At 61.5% G+C, this 16,720-nt stretch carries 11 protein-coding genes and 1 other RNA gene; 6 read left to right on the plus strand and 6 right to left on the minus strand.

The genetic code is table 11. The features are described 5' to 3' along the window. Nucleotides 1-83: 83 nt before the first annotated feature. Entirely contained in the window at nucleotides 84-1,502 is a 1,419-nt protein-coding gene (locus GKN89_RS15205) for a glutamate synthase small subunit (protein WP_019453124.1), read from the minus strand. Nucleotides 1,503-1,516: 14 nt separating this feature from the next. Then, nucleotides 1,517-5,977 carry a glutamate synthase large subunit gene (gene gltB / locus GKN89_RS15210; protein ID WP_154747284.1) on the minus strand — a complete coding sequence of 1,487 codons (4,461 nt, stop codon included), beginning with the start codon at nucleotides 5,975-5,977 and terminating at the stop codon, nucleotides 1,517-1,519. Nucleotides 5,978-6,669: 692 nt separating this feature from the next. On the opposite strand from gltB, the gene GKN89_RS15215 reads away from it, so the two are divergent. From GKN89_RS15215 to mtgA, 4 genes are all read left to right on the plus strand, one after another. Further along, entirely contained in the window at nucleotides 6,670-7,608 is a 939-nt protein-coding gene (locus GKN89_RS15215; RefSeq protein WP_154747285.1) for a TIGR01212 family radical SAM protein, read from the plus strand. 92 nt (nucleotides 7,609-7,700) lie between these two features. Beyond that, the gene (gene arcB / locus GKN89_RS15220) at nucleotides 7,701-10,040 is read left to right on the plus strand and encodes an aerobic respiration two-component sensor histidine kinase ArcB (RefSeq protein ID WP_019453121.1); all 2,340 of its coding nucleotides are present in this window, start codon (nucleotides 7,701-7,703) and stop codon (nucleotides 10,038-10,040) included. A 237-nt stretch (nucleotides 10,041-10,277) separates the two neighbouring features. Beyond that, nucleotides 10,278-10,931 (plus strand): isoprenoid biosynthesis glyoxalase ElbB, encoded by a 654-nt coding sequence (elbB, locus tag GKN89_RS15225; RefSeq protein ID WP_019453120.1) that lies wholly within the window; start codon nucleotides 10,278-10,280, stop codon nucleotides 10,929-10,931. After that, the gene (gene mtgA, locus GKN89_RS15230; RefSeq protein WP_019453119.1) at nucleotides 10,928-11,659 is read left to right on the plus strand and encodes a monofunctional biosynthetic peptidoglycan transglycosylase; all 732 of its coding nucleotides are present in this window, start codon (nucleotides 10,928-10,930) and stop codon (nucleotides 11,657-11,659) included. Before elbB ends, mtgA begins: the two co-directional genes overlap by 4 nt. Nucleotides 11,660-11,698: 39 nt before the next feature. On the opposite strand, the gene dolP is transcribed toward mtgA, so the two are convergent. Genes dolP through GKN89_RS15250 form a run of 4 tightly spaced genes read right to left on the minus strand, consistent with a single transcriptional unit; the run spans nucleotide 11,699 to nucleotide 15,315 of the window. Further along, a complete protein-coding gene (dolP, locus tag GKN89_RS15235; protein WP_021505102.1) occupies nucleotides 11,699-12,274 on the minus strand; it encodes a division/outer membrane stress-associated lipid-binding lipoprotein in 576 nt (191 codons plus the stop codon). Nucleotides 12,275-12,283: 9 nt separating this feature from the next. Continuing rightward, nucleotides 12,284-12,874, minus strand: a complete 591-nt coding sequence (diaA, locus tag GKN89_RS15240) for a DnaA initiator-associating protein DiaA (RefSeq protein WP_004937103.1) — start codon at nucleotides 12,872-12,874, stop codon at nucleotides 12,284-12,286. 51 nt (nucleotides 12,875-12,925) lie between these two features. Continuing rightward, the gene (locus tag GKN89_RS15245) at nucleotides 12,926-13,279 is read right to left on the minus strand and encodes a YraN family protein (protein ID WP_019453117.1); all 354 of its coding nucleotides are present in this window, start codon (nucleotides 13,277-13,279) and stop codon (nucleotides 12,926-12,928) included. Then, nucleotides 13,276-15,315 (minus strand): penicillin-binding protein activator, encoded by a 2,040-nt coding sequence (locus tag GKN89_RS15250; RefSeq protein ID WP_025160117.1) that lies wholly within the window; start codon nucleotides 15,313-15,315, stop codon nucleotides 13,276-13,278. The genes GKN89_RS15245 and GKN89_RS15250 overlap by 4 nt, the downstream gene beginning before the upstream one ends. A gap of 62 nt (nucleotides 15,316-15,377) precedes the next feature. On the opposite strand from GKN89_RS15250, the gene rsmI reads away from it, so the two are divergent. Continuing rightward, nucleotides 15,378-16,241 carry a 16S rRNA (cytidine(1402)-2'-O)-methyltransferase gene (gene rsmI, locus GKN89_RS15255; protein WP_004937108.1) on the plus strand — a complete coding sequence of 288 codons (864 nt, stop codon included), beginning with the start codon at nucleotides 15,378-15,380 and terminating at the stop codon, nucleotides 16,239-16,241. A 41-nt stretch (nucleotides 16,242-16,282) separates the two neighbouring features. After that, nucleotides 16,283-16,660, plus strand: an RNA gene (gene rnpB / locus GKN89_RS15260) — RNase P RNA component class A. The last annotated feature ends 60 nt before the right edge of the window (nucleotides 16,661-16,720 follow it).

The following is a 16,720-nucleotide window of genomic DNA, read 5'->3' on the forward strand; positions in this document are numbered from 1 at the left end:
AGGAGAGGGGAGGTTGTTACAAAGCGTGGCAGGCTAAAAACAGAGGCCCGTCAATGTGCCGGGCCTCGGATGGTACGGGAGGTTTACACTTCCAGGTAGTTCATGATGCCGTCTGCCGCTTTGCGGCCTTCGGCGATCGCCGTCACCACCAGGTCGGAGCCGCGCACCGCGTCGCCACCGGCGAAGATTTTCGGGTTGCTGGTCTGGAACGCGTTGTCGTTGCCTTCCGGTGCCAGGATGCGGCCCTGTTTGTCGAGCTGCACGTCATGCGCCGCCAGCCAGTCCATGCGGTGCGGGCGGAAGCCGAACGCCATCACCACCGCATCGGCGTCGATCACGTGCTCGGAACCCGGCACCTGCTCCGCCGCCTGACGGCCGTTGGCATCCGGCGCGCCTAACTGAGTGCGCACCATTTTCACTCCGGCTACGCGGCCGGCGCTGTTCAGTTCGATGCTCAGCGGCTGCAGGTTGAACTGGAAGTCCACCCCTTCTTCCCGGGCGTTCTTCACTTCGCGCTTCGAGCCCGGCATGTTGGCTTCGTCGCGGCGGTAGGCGCAGGTGACCTGCGTCGCGCCCTGACGCACCGAGGTGCGCACGCAGTCCATGGCGGTATCGCCGCCGCCCAGCACCACCACGCGTTTGCCTTCCATGCTGACATAAGGCTCGTGCTGCTCGGTTTCATACCCCATCAGCTGCTTGGTGTTGGCGATGAGGAACGGCAGTGCGTCGTACACGCCCTGCGCCTCCTCGTTCTCCAGGCCGCCGCGCATTGACTGATAGGTACCGACGCCGAGGAACACCGCATCGTACTCGCTCAGCAAAGTCTCCATGCTGACGTCTTTGCCCACTTCGGTATTCAACTGGAACTCGATGCCCATCTCGCTGAAGATGCCGCGGCGTTTGATCATCACGTCCTTTTCCAGCTTGAAGGCCGGGATACCGAAGGTCAGCAGGCCGCCGATCTCCGGATGACGATCATACACCACCGCTTTGACACCGTTGCGGGTCAGCACGTCGGCGCAGGCCAGCCCGGCGGGGCCGGCGCCGACGATCGCCACGCGCTTGCCGGTCGGCTGCACGTGCGACATGTCCGGCTTCCAGCCCATTTCGATGGCCTTATCGCTGATGTAGCGCTCGATATTGCCGATGGTGACCGCGCCGAACTCGTCGTTCAGGGTGCAGGAGCCTTCGCACAGGCGATCCTGCGGGCATACGCGGCCGCACACTTCCGGCAGGCTGTTGGTCTGATGCGCCAGGTCCGCCGCTTCCATGATGCGGCCTTCGTTGGCCAGCTTCAGCCAGTTCGGGATGTAGTTGTGCACCGGGCACTTCCACTCGCAATACGGGTTGCCGCAGGACAGACAGCGATCCGCCTGGGCCTTGGCCTGGGTTTCCGAAAACGGTTCATAGATCTCGACGAACTCGATTTTGCGGATTTTCAGCGGTTTCTTTGGCGGATCAACACGCTGCAGGTCGATAAATTGATAAACGTTCTGGCTCATTAATGACCTACCTCTTACTGCGCCTGCACCCGCAGCTCGGCTGCGGAACGGCTACGGTGACCCAACAGCGCTTTGACATCGCTGGACTTTGGTTTGACCAGGGCGAACTTCGGCGCCCACTCCGGCCAGTTGGCCAGGATCTCTTCCGCGCGGGAAGAGCCGGTCGCCTGCACGTGTTCGGTGATCAGGCCGCGCAGGTGCTCCTCGTGGATCGCCAGCTGATCGACATCCAGCACTTCCACCAGCTCCGGGTTCACGCGCTTGCGGAACTCGCCGTCTTCGTCCAGCACGTAGGCGAAGCCGCCGGTCATGCCGGCACCAAAGTTGATGCCGGTTTTACCCAGCACACAGACGATGCCGCCGGTCATGTATTCACAGCCGTTGTCGCCGATGCCTTCCACCACGGTAATGGCGCCGGAGTTGCGCACCGCGAAACGTTCGCCCGCGCGGCCGGCGGCGAACAGTTTGCCGCCGGTGGCTCCGTACAGGCAGGTGTTGCCGACGATGCTGGCTTCATGGCTGCGGAAGGCGGAGCCGATCGGCGGACGCACCGCGATGCTGCCGCCGGCCATGCCTTTACCGACATAGTCGTTGGCGTCGCCGGTCAGGGTCAGCTCGACGCCGCCGGCGTTCCAGACGCCGAAGCTCTGCCCGGCGGTGCCGGAGAAGTGCGCCTTGATCGGATCGGCCGCCATGCCCTGATCGCCGTGCGCGTTGGCGATAGCGCCGGACAGCATGGCGCCCACGGAGCGGTCAGTGTTGCGAATGTCGAAGTAGAAGGTTTTGCCCTGTTTCGCTTCGATGTGCGGCTGCGCCTGCGCCAGCAGCTCTTTGTTCAGCAGGCCCTTGTCGAACGCCGGGTTGCTGCTTTCGGTGCAGTACACCGCTTTGCCCGGATGCGGCGTGGCGGTTTTCAGCAGCGGCGACAGATCCAGCTTGTTTTGTTTGGCGGAGATGCCGTCCAGCTCGGTCAGGAACTCGGTGCGGCCGATCAGATCCACCAGCTGGCTCACGCCCAGCTGCGCCATGATCTCGCGGGTTTCACGCGCGATAAACTGGAAGTAATTCGTCACGCGTTCCGGCAGGCCGTGGTAGTGATCGCGGCGCAGTTTGTCGTCCTGAGTCGCGACGCCGGTCGCGCAGTTGTTGAGATGGCAGATGCGCAGGTATTTGCAGCCCAGCGCCACCATTGGCCCGGTGCCGAAGCCGAAGCTTTCCGCGCCCAGGATCGCCGCTTTGACGATGTCCACGCCGGTTTTCAGGCCGCCGTCCACCTGCAGGCGGATCTTGTGGCGCAGGCCGTTGGCCACCAGCGCCTGCTGGGTTTCCACCAGGCCCAATTCCCACGGACAGCCGGCGTATTTCACCGAGGACAGCGGGCTGGCGCCGGTGCCGCCGTCGTAACCGGCGATGGTGATGAGATCGGCATAGGCTTTCGCCACGCCGGTGGCGATGGTGCCGACGCCCGGTTCGGACACCAGTTTCACCGAGATCACCGCCTTCGGATTGACCTGCTTCAGGTCGAAGATCAGCTGCGCCAGATCTTCGATCGAGTAGATATCGTGGTGCGGCGGCGGGGAGATCAGGGTCACGCCCGGCACCGAGTAACGCAGTCTGGCGATATACGGGGTGACTTTGTCGCCCGGCAGCTGGCCGCCTTCGCCCGGCTTGGCGCCCTGCGCCACCTTAATCTGGATCACATCGGCGTTCACCAGATAGGCCGGCGTCACGCCGAAGCGGCCGGAGGCCACCTGTTTGATGCGCGACACCTTGTTGGTGCGGTAGCGCGCCGGATCTTCGCCGCCTTCGCCGGAGTTGGAGAAACCGCCGAGGCCGTTCATGGCGATCGCCAGCGACTCGTGCGCTTCCGGGCTCAGTGCGCCGATCGACATCGCCGCGGTGTCGAAGCGTTTGAACAGCGACTCCGCCGGTTCAACCTGATCGACCGGGATCGGTTCGCCTTTCGGCGTGATGGCCAGCAGATCGCGCAGCATGGCGACCGGCCGCTCGTTCACCAGCTTGGCGTAGGCTTGATAGTCGCTGTACTCGCCGCTGTGCACCGCTTTTTGCAACGAGTTCACCACGTCCGGGTTGTAAGCGTGGTATTCGCCGCCGTGCACGAACTTCAGCAGGCCGCCTTGCTCCAGCGGTTTGCGTTTCAGCCAGGCGCGCTTGGAAAGATTCTGCAGATCCTGCTGGAAGTCGCTGAAGCTGGCGCCGCCGATGCGGCTGACCACGCCCTGGAAGCACAGATCTGCCAGATTGCGGTGCAGGCCGACCGCTTCGAACAGCTTGGAACAGCGGTAAGAGGCGATGGTCGAGATGCCCATTTTGGACATGATCTTGTACAGGCCCTTGTTGATGCCGTTGCGGTAGTTCAGCATCACGTCGCGGTATTTCTTGTCGATCGCCTGGCTGTCCACCAGCTTGGCCAGGGTTTCATAGGCCAGATACGGGTAGATGGCGGTCGCGCCGAAGCCGAGCAGCACGGCGAAGTGGTGCGGATCGCGGGCGCTGGCGGTTTCAACGATCAGGTTGGCGTCGCAGCGCAGGCTTTTCTCCACCAGGCGGGTTTGTACGGCGCCAACTGCCATCGGGGCCGGTACCGGCAGGCGGCCGGGCGCGATGGCGCGGTCGGACAGCACCAGCAGCACCGCGCCTTCGCGCACCTTGCGTTCCGCTTCGTCGCACAGGGCGCGAATGGTCTGCTCCAGATCCTGCTGTTGCGGATCGAAGGTCAGATCGAGGGTCTCGGCGCGATAGTATTCGCCTTCCAGCGTGGTGAGCTGTTTGAAATCGGAGTACAGCAGGATCGGCGATTTGAAGCTCAGGCGGTGCGCCTGGCCTTCGGCTTCGCAGAACACGTTCATTTCACGGCCGATGCTGGTGGCCAGCGACATGACGTGCGCTTCGCGCAGCGGATCGATAGGCGGGTTGGTGACCTGCGCGAACTGCTGGCGGAAATAGTCGTAAACGATGCGCGGCCGGCTGGAGAGCACGGCGAACGGGGTATCGTCGCCCATCGAGCCGGTGGCTTCCTGGCCGATCTCGCCCAGCACGCGGATCACCTGATCCAGCTCTTCGCTGCTGTAGCCGAACTGTTTCTGGTAGGTCTCGAGCTGTGCGTCGTCGAGCTCGCGGCTGCCAACCTGATCGTCCGGCAGATCTTCGAACGGCACCAGACGTTTGACGTTTTTCTCCATCCACTCTTTATACGGATGGCGGCTTTTCAGATCGTTGTCGGTTTCCGCCGAGTGCAGGATACGGCCGCTGCGGGTGTCGATCACCATCAGCTCGCCGGGGCCGACGCGGCCTTTTTCCACCACTTCGTCCGGCTGGTAATCCCAGATGCCGACTTCGGAGGCGCAGGTGATCAGCTTGTCTTTGGTGATCACGTAGCGCGCCGGGCGCAGGCCGTTGCGATCGAGGTTACAGGCGGCGTAGCGGCCGTCGGACATCACGATGCCGGCCGGGCCGTCCCACGGCTCCATGTGCATCGAGTTGAAGTCGAAGAAGGCGCGCAGATCGCCGTCCATGTCCGGGTTGTTCTGCCAGGCCGGCGGCACCAGCAGGCGCATGGCGCGGATGAGATCCATCCCGCCCGCCAGCAGCAGCTCCAGCATGTTGTCCAGCGAGCTGGAGTCGGAGCCGGTTTCGTTGACGAACGGCGCGGCGGCCTGCAGATCCGGGATCAGCGGCGTTTGGAATTTATAGGTACGGGCGCGCGCCCATTGGCGGTTGCCGGTGATGGTGTTGATTTCGCCGTTGTGCGCCAGGTAACGGAACGGCTGCGCCAGCGGCCAGCGCGGCACGGTGTTGGTGGAAAAACGCTGGTGGAACAGGCAAATGGCCGATTCCAGGCGCAGGTCCGCCAGATCGAGATAGAAGCGCGGCAGATCCGCAGGCATGCAGAGGCCTTTATAGATCGTCACCAGGTTGGAGAAGCTGCAGACGTAGAAACTGTTGTCCTGCACGCGTTTCTCGATGCGGCGGCGCGCCACGAACAGGCGGCGTTCCATATCGCGCGGGCGCCAGCCGGCCGGGGCGTTAACGAAGATTTGCTCGATGCGCGGCAGGGAGGAGAGGGCGATTTCACCCAGCACGTCCGGGTTGGTCGGCACTTCACGCCAGCCGACGATCGACAGCGTTTCGTTTTGCAGCTCTTCTTCCACGATGCGGCGGCTGAGGCGCGCTTCCTCTTCATTCTGGCTAAGGAACATCATGCCGACGGCGTAGTTCTTGGCCAAGCGCCAACCGCGCTCTTCCGCCACCATGCGGAAGAAGCGATCGGGTTTTTGCAGCAACAGGCCGCAGCCGTCGCCGGTCTTGCCGTCGGCCAGGATCGCGCCGCGGTGCTGCATGCGGGCCAGCGCGTGAATGGCGGTGCGCACCACCTTGTGGCTAGGTTCGCCTTCTATGTGGGCGATCAGGCCGAAACCACAGTTGTCCCTCTCTTGGGATTTATCGTACAACATATCAGTGAACCTCCCCAGGCTCTGCGTGACTCTCACAACCTACTGCGAGGGGGCTTCCCAATTTCAGGCAGAAGTCCAATCAGCAAGTTAACCCCGCCAATCTGCTTTTCCGCCCTCCATCAATGGCCTCTCGTGACGGTCTCACAAGTGGTATAGGACTTGTTTTAAGAGGGAGTCTTCAATTACTGCATAAATATGACGAGACGTTTGCCCGTCCAGAAAGCTTCCAGCGGACTTCCAACTTAGCGAGAAAGAATTCGCAGGTCAAATGTGGGCTTAAGATAGATTCTTATCGAATTGATGATGTTTATTTATTTGAAAAATAAATGTTTTAATGCATTTTTGCACTATCGTGGGGCAACGCGGATCCCCGCAGAAGTGTGAGCTGTCTCACTATAGTGCAACCCCTTAATCTCTGCACCATGCTAGTGCGGGGGTTAATGACAGAGTTTTATTCTATAAGATATTGCTTTGTTGATGTTTATGACTATTTTTCACCGCGTTGTCATATTGCCGTTAACGGTTGCGTGATGATTAGAATAATTCATCAGAATTATAGTGAATTTATTTGCGTTTATGATGAATGGTTATGCGTGATGGCGCCTTGCGGGGAAAGCGTTGATCTCTGTCATCGCGGGAAAAACCGTTTCTTATTAGCATCGCGGCTTTGAACACAGAGAATCACCAAGATTATGCAGTTGCCGCAATTAGTCAATATGTTTGGTGCGGATCTCCAGCGCCGCTATGGCGAAAAGATCCATAAACTCACGCTACACGGCGGATTCAGCTGCCCAAACCGCGACGGCACGCTGGGACGCGGCGGCTGTACATTTTGCAACGTCGCGTCGTTCGCCGATGAAACGATGCAGCAGCAGAGCATCGCCGAACAGCTGGCGCGGCAGGCCGCGCGGGTCGACCGGGCGCGGCGCTATCTGGCCTATTTCCAGGCCTATACCAGCACCTATGCGGAGGTCGAACTGCTGGCGTCGATGTATCGGCAGGCGCTGGCGCAGAGCGACATGGTCGGCCTGTGCGTCGGCACCCGGCCGGACTGCGTGCCGCCCGCCGCGTTGGACCTGCTGGCGGGCTACCGCGAACAAGGCTATGAAGTGTGGCTGGAACTGGGGCTGCAGACGGCGCACGATAAAACGCTAAAGCGCATCAACCGCGGCCATGATTTCCGCTGCTATCAGCAGACCGCACGCCTCGCTCGACAGCGCGGTCTGAAGGTGTGCTGCCATCTGATCGTCGGGCTGCCGGGAGAAACCCAGCGCGATCATCTGCTCACGCTGCAGCAGGTGACGCAGACCGGCGTCGACGGCATCAAGCTCCACCCGCTGCACGTCGTCACCGGCAGTACCCTGGCGCGGGCTTGGCAGGCCGGGCGTTTGTCCGAACTGGCGCTGGAGGATTATGCCGCCAGCGCCGGGGAGATGATCCGCCATACGCCGGGGGACGTGGTGTACCACCGCCTTTCCGCCAGCGCCCGCCGGCCTACGCTGCTGGCGCCGCTGTGGTGCGAAAACCGCTGGAGCGGCATGCAGGCGGTCGGCGCTTATCTGCAACGGCACGGCGGGCAGGGCAGTGCGCTGGATGAAAAGCGGCGCTACCGCCCTGGCATGCCGCTCTGAAGTGCAATCTTTGCCACACTTCGGCGTTTGCCGCCTTATCTCACCGCTGTTTTACGGTATGATTCAAAAGATTGTGTCTGATGGGAGCCGCTATGAAGCAAATCCGGGTGTTGGCCCAGTACTACGTCGATTTAATGGTAAAACTGGGGTTGGTGCGCTTCTCGCTGCTGCTGGCCTCGGCGCTGGTGGTGCTGGCGATGGTGGTGCAGATGGCGGTGACCATGCTGCTGCGCGGCGAAGTGGAAAGCATCGACGTGGTGCGTTCGATTTTCTTCGGCCTGCTGATCACCCCGTGGGCGGTCTATTTCCTCTCTGTGGTGGTGGAGCAGTTGGAGGAGTCGCGCCAACGGCTGGCGCGGTTGGTGGACAAGCTCGAGGAGATGCGCCACCGCGATCTGGAGCTCAACCAGCAGCTTAAAGACAATATCAGCCAGCTGAACCAGGAGATCGCCGACCGTATCAAGGCGGAGGAAGAGCGTCTGCAGGTGATGGAAAAGCTGACGGAAGAGATGGAACAGCGCGAACTGGCGCAGATTGAGCTGGGCCAGCAATCGGCGCTGTTGCGTTCCTTCCTCGATGCCTCGCCGGATCTGGTTTATTACCGCAACGAAGACAAAGAGTTTTCCGGTTGCAACCGCGCGATGGAGCTGCTGACCGGCAAGAGCGAGAAGCAGTTGATCGGCCTGACGCCGTTCGACGTCTACGGCCAGGAGATCGCCGAAAAGGTGATCGAAACCGACGAGAAGGTGTTCCGCCACAACGTCTCGCTGACCTACGAACAGTGGTTGGTGTATCCCGACGGCCGCAAGGCCTGTTTCGAGCTGCGCAAGGTGCCGTTTTACGACCGGGTGGGCAAACGCCACGGGCTGATGGGCTTCGGCCGCGATATTACCGAGCGTAAGCGCTACCAGGACGCGCTGGAGAATGCCAGTAGGGAGAAGACCACCTTTATCTCAACGATCAGCCACGAGCTGCGTACGCCGCTTAACGGCATCGTCGGCTTGAGCCGCATCCTGCTCGATACCGAGCTGAACGATGAGCAGCTGAAATACCTGAAGACCATTCACGTCAGCGCTATCACCCTCGGCAACATCTTCAACGACATTATCGAAATGGATAAGCTCGAGCGGCGCAAGGTGCAGCTCGACAACCAGCCGGTGGACTTCACCGGCTTCCTGGCGGATTTGGAGAACCTCTCGGGCCTGCTGGCGCAGCCGAAAGGGCTGCAGTTCGTCATGGAGCCGCAGACGCCGCTGCCGCAGCAGATCGTGACCGACGGCACCCGCCTGCGGCAGATCCTGTGGAACCTGATCGGCAACGCGGTGAAATTTACCCAGCAGGGCCAAATCGTGGTGCGCGTGCGGCGCGAGGCGCCGGAGAAGCTGGTGTTCGAGGTGGAAGACTCGGGCATGGGCATCCCGCAGGACGAGCAGGACAAGATCTTCGCCATGTATTATCAGGTGAAAGATCAGCGCGGTGGCCGCCCGGCCACCGGCACCGGCATCGGGCTGGCGGTCTCCAAGCGGCTGGCGCAGAGCATGGGCGGCGACATCACCGTGCGCAGCGAACAGGGGCACGGTTCTTGCTTCACCCTGACCATCAAGGCGCCGGCGGTGCAGGAAGCCGTCAGCGCGGCGCCGGAGGAAGAGGAGCTGCCGTTGCCGGCGCTGCACATCCTGCTGGTGGAGGATATCGAACTGAACGTGATCGTGGCGCGCTCGGTGCTGGAGAAGCTGGGCAACAGCGTCGAGGTGGCGATGAACGGCCACGACGCGCTGGCGATGTTCGATCCGGACGAGTTCGATCTGGTGCTGCTGGACATCCAACTGCCGGACATGACAGGGCTGGATATCGCCCGGGCGCTGCGTGAGCGCTATGCCGGGCAGGCGCTGCCGCCGCTGGTGGCCCTGACCGCCAACGTGCTGAAAGACAAAAAAGAGTATCTCGAGGCGGGCATGGACGATGTGCTGAGCAAGCCGTTGTCGGTGCCGGCGCTGACCCAGGTCATCAAACACTATTGGGATCATCAACCTTCTCACACTTCTAAGAAAACGGAGCACAAGGCGATGCAGATTAATGAGTCGTTACTCGATACCGCGATGCTGGAGCAGTACATGGACCTGGTTGGCCCGCAGTTGATCCACCAAAGCCTGGAGATGTTCGAACAGATGATGCCGGGCTATCTGGCGGTGCTGGATTCCAACATGACGGCGCGCGATCAGAAAGGCATCACCGAGGAAGGGCACAAGATCAAGGGCGCCGCCGGTTCGGTCGGTCTGCGCCACCTGCAGCAGCTGGCACAACAAATTCAAACGCCTACGCTGCCGGCCTGGTGGGATAACGTGCAGGATTGGGTGGATGAGTTGAAACAAGAGTGGCGCAACGATGTGCAGGTGCTGCGGGCTTGGGTTGAGAACGCTGAAAAAAAATGACCCCGACCTAAGCCGGGGTGCGCGAATATTGCGCCAACACCAGGGAAATTGTGAACCTGCGTATTGGTTTCAGTGTTCTGGTCGAGCAGGTTGTAGCGAATTCCTAAACATCATACAGCCAACAACATAGCAAATGTAAGCGCTCTTGTTAGAAGATTCATTAAAATGTGTGATGTAGATTAGTGTTTGTCAACTCCGAGCACGAACCAGTTGACAGCAGCGACAGGAGTAAGAGTGATGAAAAAGGTGGGTGTCGTCCTCAGCGGCAGCGGCGTTTATGACGGTACAGAGATCCATGAAGCGGTGTTGACGCTGCTGGCGTTGGACCGCGCCGGCGCCCAGGCGGTGTGCTTTGCGCCGGATAAACCTCAACGCCATGTTATCAATCACTTATCCGGTGATGAGATGGCGGAGTCGCGCAATGTCCTGATTGAATCGGCGCGCATCGCCCGCGGCGCTGTGCAGCCGCTGGCGCTGGCGGAAGCCGCGCAGCTGGATGCGCTGATCGTGCCCGGCGGCTTCGGCGCCGCCAAGAATCTCAGCAATTTCGCCGAAGCCGGCGCGGAATGTTGGGTCGATGAAGATTTGGCGCGCCTGACGCGCGAGATGCATAAGGCCAACAAACCAATTGGCCTGATGTGCATCGCGCCGGCGCTGTTGCCGAAGCTGCTGGATCAACAAGCGCGGCTGACCATTGGCAACGATCCCGACCTGGGGGAAGTGATTGACGCCATGGGCGGAGAGCCGGTGATTTGCCCGGTGGACGACATCGTGGTGGACCGCGAACATAAGATCGTGACCACGCCGGCCTATATGCTGGCGCCGTCGATCGCGCAGGCGGCCCTCGGCATCGACAAACTGGTGGCGCGGGTGCTGGAACTGGCTGAATGAGAAAATCGCTCGGCGGATGGCGGCGGCTGCGCCCGTGGTATTGGCTGAAGCGCGGCGTCATCGCGATTATCGGCCTGTGGGTGCTGGGCATTGTGGCCTTTGCTTTCCTGCCGGTGCCGTTTTCCGCCGTGATGGTGGAGCGGCAAGTCAGCGCCTGGTTGAGCGGCGACTTCGGCTACGTCGCTCATTCTGACTGGGTGTCGATGGACGATATCTCGCCGCAGATGGCGCTGGCGGTGATGGCGGCGGAAGATCAGAAGTTTCCCGATCATTGGGGCTTCGACGTGGCGGCCATTGAAAAGGCGCTCAGCCACAACGAGAAACGCCCGACGCGCATCCGCGGCGCGTCCACGCTGTCGCAGCAAACCGCCAAGAATCTGTTTCTGTGGGATGGCCGCAGCTGGCTGCGCAAAGGGCTGGAGGCCGGGCTGACGTCGGGCATCGAGCTGGTGTGGACCAAGCGGCGCATTCTGACGGTGTATCTGAACATCGTAGAGTTCGGCGATGGGGTGTTCGGCGTGGAGGAGGCTTCACAACGCTTTTTCCATAAGCCGGCCAAGCGCCTGACCGCAGCCGAAGCGGCGCTGCTGGCGGCGGTATTGCCGAATCCGCACCGTTTCAGGGCCGATGCGCCGTCCGGCTATGTGGTGCAGCGTCAACAGTGGATCATGCGTCAGATGCGGCAGTTGGGCGGGGAAACGTTTTTACGCGAGAACAAGCTGGATTAAGCGAGCGGGAACGGCGTAGCGCCGCTCCCGCAGAGAGGGTTACTTCACATAGGTAAAGGCGGTAGTGACGTGCTTCACGCCGCTGACCTGGCTGGCGATCTGCGCCGCCGATTGCCCTTCCTGCTGCGTGACCAGGCCCAGCAAGAACACTTCGCCGTTTTCGGTGGTGACCTTCACGTTGGACGATTTCACCGTATCGCTGGTCAACAGCTGCGAACGCACCTTGGTGGTGATCCAGGTGTCGGAGGAGGCGGTGCTCAGGCTGACCGGCGTGCCCTGGCGGATTTCGTTATACACTTCGGTGGTGCCTTCCACGCCCATGGCGATCTGCTTGGCGCGCGCGGTGAGGTCGGCGTTAGGCGACTGACCGGTCAACAGCACCTTGCCCTGATAGGCGGTGGCGACCACCCGGGCTTCTTTCTTCAACTGCTGGTCTTTGCTCAGGGCGCTCTCGACCCTGGCTTCCAGCGTGCCGTCATCTACCTGAGTCCCTACGCTGCGCGGGTCGGTGGCGGTTTTGGTGGCGACGGCCGCACTGCCGACGACGACGCCGGCGATACAGCCTTGCAACAGCAGGGCGCTGGACAGCACTGCAAATGTGGCTTTTAGCTTCATCTCAGTTCCTTAATCGTCCTGGTGGGGGAATAACGTATTGTCTATCAGGTCGCACAGGCAGTTTACGGTAAGCATATGCATTTCCTGAATGCGCGAACTGCGGTGCGACGGGATGCGGATCTCGACATCCTGTTGGCCGAGCAACCCGGCCAGTTCGCCGCCGTCGTAGCCGGTGAGCGCGACGATGGTCATGTCGCGCGTGACGGCCGCTTCGACCGCTTTCACAATATCACGGCTGTTGCCGCGGGTGGAAATCGCCAGCAGCACGTCGCCGGTGTGCCCGAGCGCGCGCACCTGCTTGGCGTACACTTCGTCGTGCAGCCGATCGTTGCTGATCGCCGTCAGCACCACGTTGTCGGCATTGAGGGCGATGGCCGGCAGGCTGGGGCGCTCGGTTTCAAAACGGTTGATCATGCTGGCGGCGAAGTGCTGCGCGTTGGCCGCCGAGGTGCCGTTGCCGCAGCACAGGATTTTGTTGCCGTTGAGTAAGGATTGAACCAGCGTCATCGCCGCGCGGGAAATGGCGTCAGGCAACGCTTCCGCCGCCGCGATCTGGGTTTGGATGCTTTCGGTAAAACAGACTTTAATTCTATCCAGCACGTTGTATTAATCCACTAAGTCAAAGGGCCGGTCTGCGCCGCAAAACCCCGATTAATCCGCATTGAAGGCGTTGGGTATCCATTCTAACTGGCTACCGGTAATGGCCAAAACATCAAAACGGCAAGATGATGTGTCAAAACTGGCTCCGCGTCCCGCCAGCCAGACGGCGGCGGCGTGCAGCAACCGCTGCTGTTTGCGAGAGGTGACGCTGGCGGCCGCGCCGCCGAAAGCGTCGTTGCGGCGGTAGCGCACTTCGACGAACACCCAGGTGGCGCCGTCGCGCATGATGAGGTCGAGCTCACCGCCGCGCACCGCGACGTTGGCGGCGCAGAAGGTGAGCCCGGCGTGTTCCAGATGACGGCGGGCCAGTAACTCATAGCCCGCCCCTGAGGCGCGTGGGTTCAAGAGACCGGGACGACCGTACCCTGACGGTATTGCAGCCAAGGCAGTTTGCGGTTGATCACGCAGTTCGGCGACGCGCTCAGCGTACCGGTGGTGCCGGAAACCTGGAAGCCCGGCAGCTGGCGCATTTCAGCAAAATGGTTGGCCAATGTCCAGGCATCCATCCCCATTGCATACAGGCGCACCAGCGAGTAATCGTTGCGGAAACGCGCGCTGGCCTGCTGCAGCAGCTGAGGGTTTGAGCCGGCCAACAGCGGAATATCGCTGAACTGCAGGCCTTCCATTTCCAGACGGAAGTCCGGGCCGGCGCCGGCCTGGTAGCTGCGCGAGCTGGCGTACATCGCCGGTTTGCCGCGCGAGCTGGTGGCCATGTCGATCATCGGTTTGATCAGCGTCAGCTGGGACTGGGTGGCGACGATATATACCGCGTCGACGTTGCCGCCGGTGGCGGCGGGTACGTCGCTCGGCGGCGCCGGAATGGTCAGCCCGGCGATGGTGACGCTCTGCGGCGCCGGGGCGCTCGACATCGGCGTGCCGGTCATGCGGATGCCGCCGCTGTTCACCATCTGGCGCAGTTCACCGGCGGAGCCGATGTCCTGACGCAGCACGGTTTGCCCCCCCTGTTTCTGCCATTCCTGGTTAAAGGCCTTGGCGACGCGATCGCCGAAGGCACCGCGCGGCACCAGCAGCAACGGCTGGCGCTTCTGTTGTTCCCAGATGTGGCGGGCGGCGTCGCGCGCTTCATCTTCCGGCGACAGAGCGAAGTAACAGATGTTCAGGTTATCCTTCGGCGTTTCCGGCTGGTTGAGCGCCAGTACGTTCAGCGTGGTGGTGCTGGCGGACAGCTGGTCGACGTTCTCTTTCAGCAGCGGCCCGACCACCAGAGTGGCGCCATCCTGCTGCGCCTGGCTTAGCAAGGCGGCCAGCGGCTGGCTGGTGGTGTCGTACACTTTGACCTGCGCATTGGCGGCCTGCAGCGGCGTTACCGGCGCGCTGGACGGTGCGGCGGGTTGCGCGGCGGTCACTGCAGGCTGGCTCTCTTGCGCTGAAGGGCTGACCGCGCCGTTGGCGTTGATGTCACCCGCAGCGGCCTGGTCGGCCGGCGCCGTTTGGGCCGCTGTGGCAGCCGGTTGTGCGGCTTGAGGCTGTGGCGCCGGCATGGAGCCGCCGTTTTTCGCCGCTTCGAAGCCTTGCTGGATGGCGTCGGCGAACACCTTCGCCTGGCCGTTCAACGGCAGCAGCAGGGCGATTTTCGAGGTAGAGGCTTGGGTGAAGTTCAGCACCTGGTTCAGGCGAGCCGGCAGCGTTTTGGCCGCCGGGTTTTTCGGATAACGGTTCTGCCAATCTTTGATGCCGGCCTTCAGCAGATCGGGATCCTGCTTGTTGTCCTGATAGACGCGCAGCAGATCCAACCAGCCTTGCAGCACGTTTTCATCGGCGTTGATCACCAGGCTGTTCATCTCCTGCGGCGTCAGCTGCAGCAGCGCCTGCCAGGTCTGGTCCAGGTTTTCCTGATGCGGTTTACCGGTCAGCAGCGGCTCCTGCGCGATATAGGCGCGGATCAGCGGCAGCGACGCTTTGCCCTGATTGGCGGCGATCTGCGCCTGGTAGTAACGCACCTTCTGATTCGGCGACAGCGAACCGCTGTCCAGGTGGCCCAGCGTGCTGCGGGCGCTGACGTAGCTCTTGTTGGCGATCTGCAGTTCGGCGGTCAGCAATTGGCGTTCGGTCTGCTGCGCGCCGCTGAGGTTTTTCGGCAGTTGATTCAACTGGTCGCCGGCCTGCGGCAGTTTTCCTTCACGCAGCAAGGCGCGAATAGCAAGTAATTGCCAGTCAGCCTTGTTATCATCGCTGCTTTGCTGCAACTGCTGCAGGTAGTAATCGGAGCTGGCGCTCGCTTCGTCCTGTATATTGGCGGGCGGCGTTTGCGGGGCCCGACTTGGACAGCCCGCCAGGAAAAGGGCGGCGGCGATGACTGCGGTCAGTCGGACAGGCTTGGAACGCCCTGCTTTGGTACGAACGAATGTTGAGGAAAGCATACTGTATCCAGTGATGTTTTTTTCAAGATGCTCAATATTAAATCGGCAACCCGGATGAAACAATGAATCAACACCAACAATCAGTCATTTCTGCATCAACGCTGTATGTGGTGCCCACTCCAATCGGCAATCTGGGCGATATTACCCACCGTGCGTTAGAGGTACTGAAAAGCGTTGATCTGATCGCGGCGGAAGATACGCGCCATACCGGATTGCTGCTGCAACACTTCGCGATCAACGCGCGCCTGTTCGCACTGCACGATCACAACGAACAGCAAAAGGCCGATCAACTGCTGGCGAAACTGCAGGAAGGCCAGAGCATCGCGCTGGTGTCCGACGCCGGCACTCCATTGATCAACGATCCCGGTTATCACCTGGTGCGCCGTTGCCGCGAGGCAGGCATTCGCGTGGTGCCGCTGCCGGGCGCCTGCGCCGCCACGACTGCGCTGTGCGCTGCGGGCGTCGCTTCCGACCGTTTCTGCTACGAAGGCTTCCTGCCGGCGAAAACCAAGGGGCGCAAGGATACGCTGATGGCGCTGGCGGAGGAGCCGCGCACGCTGATTTTCTATGAGTCCACCCATCGTCTGCTGGAAAGCCTGCAGGACATGGTCACCGTCTGGGGCCCGCAGCGCTATGTGGTGCTGGCGCGCGAACTCACCAAGACCTGGGAATCCATCCACGGCGCGCCGGTGGGCGAACTGCTGGCGTGGGTGCAGGAAGATGAAGTGCGCCGCCGCGGCGAAATGGTGCTGATCGTCGAAGGCCACAAGGCGCAGGAGGATGCGTTACCACTCGAGGCGCTGCGCACGCTGGCGCTGCTGCAAAAAGAGCTGCCGCTAAAAAAGGCGGCGGCGCTGGCGGCGGAAATCCACGGCGTGAAGAAAAATGCGTTGTATAAGCACGCGCTGGAGCAACAACAGCCGTAAAGCGGTTGACCTGCCGCCGTCGCGACGCTACTATCCGCGCCGGAGTTGACCAGACAGTCGCCGCTTCATTGCCGTCCTCTTCGGGGAGACAGATGGAGGGGAGGAAAGTCCGGGCTCCATAGGGCAGGGTGCCAGGTAACGCCTGGGAGGCGCAAGCCTACGACTAGTGCAACAGAGAGCAAACCGCCGATGGCCCGCGCAAGCGGGATCAGGTAAGGGTGAAAGGGTGCGGTAAGAGCGCACCGCGCGGCTGGCAACAGTTCGTGGCACGGTAAACTCCACCCGGAGCAAGGCCAAATAGGGGTTCACATGGTACGGCCCGTACTGAACCCGGGTAGGCTGCTTGAGCCAGTGAGCGATTGCTGGCCTAGAGGAATGACTGTCCACGACAGAACCCGGCTTACCGGTCAACTCCCTCGACAAAAGAAAACCCCGCGCAACGTCAGTTGCGCGGGGTTTTTCGTTTTCCGGCCGGTTTG

Source organism: Serratia sp. YC16 (assembly GCF_009707615.1).
Classification (GTDB): domain Bacteria; phylum Pseudomonadota; class Gammaproteobacteria; order Enterobacterales; family Enterobacteriaceae; genus Serratia; species Serratia surfactantfaciens.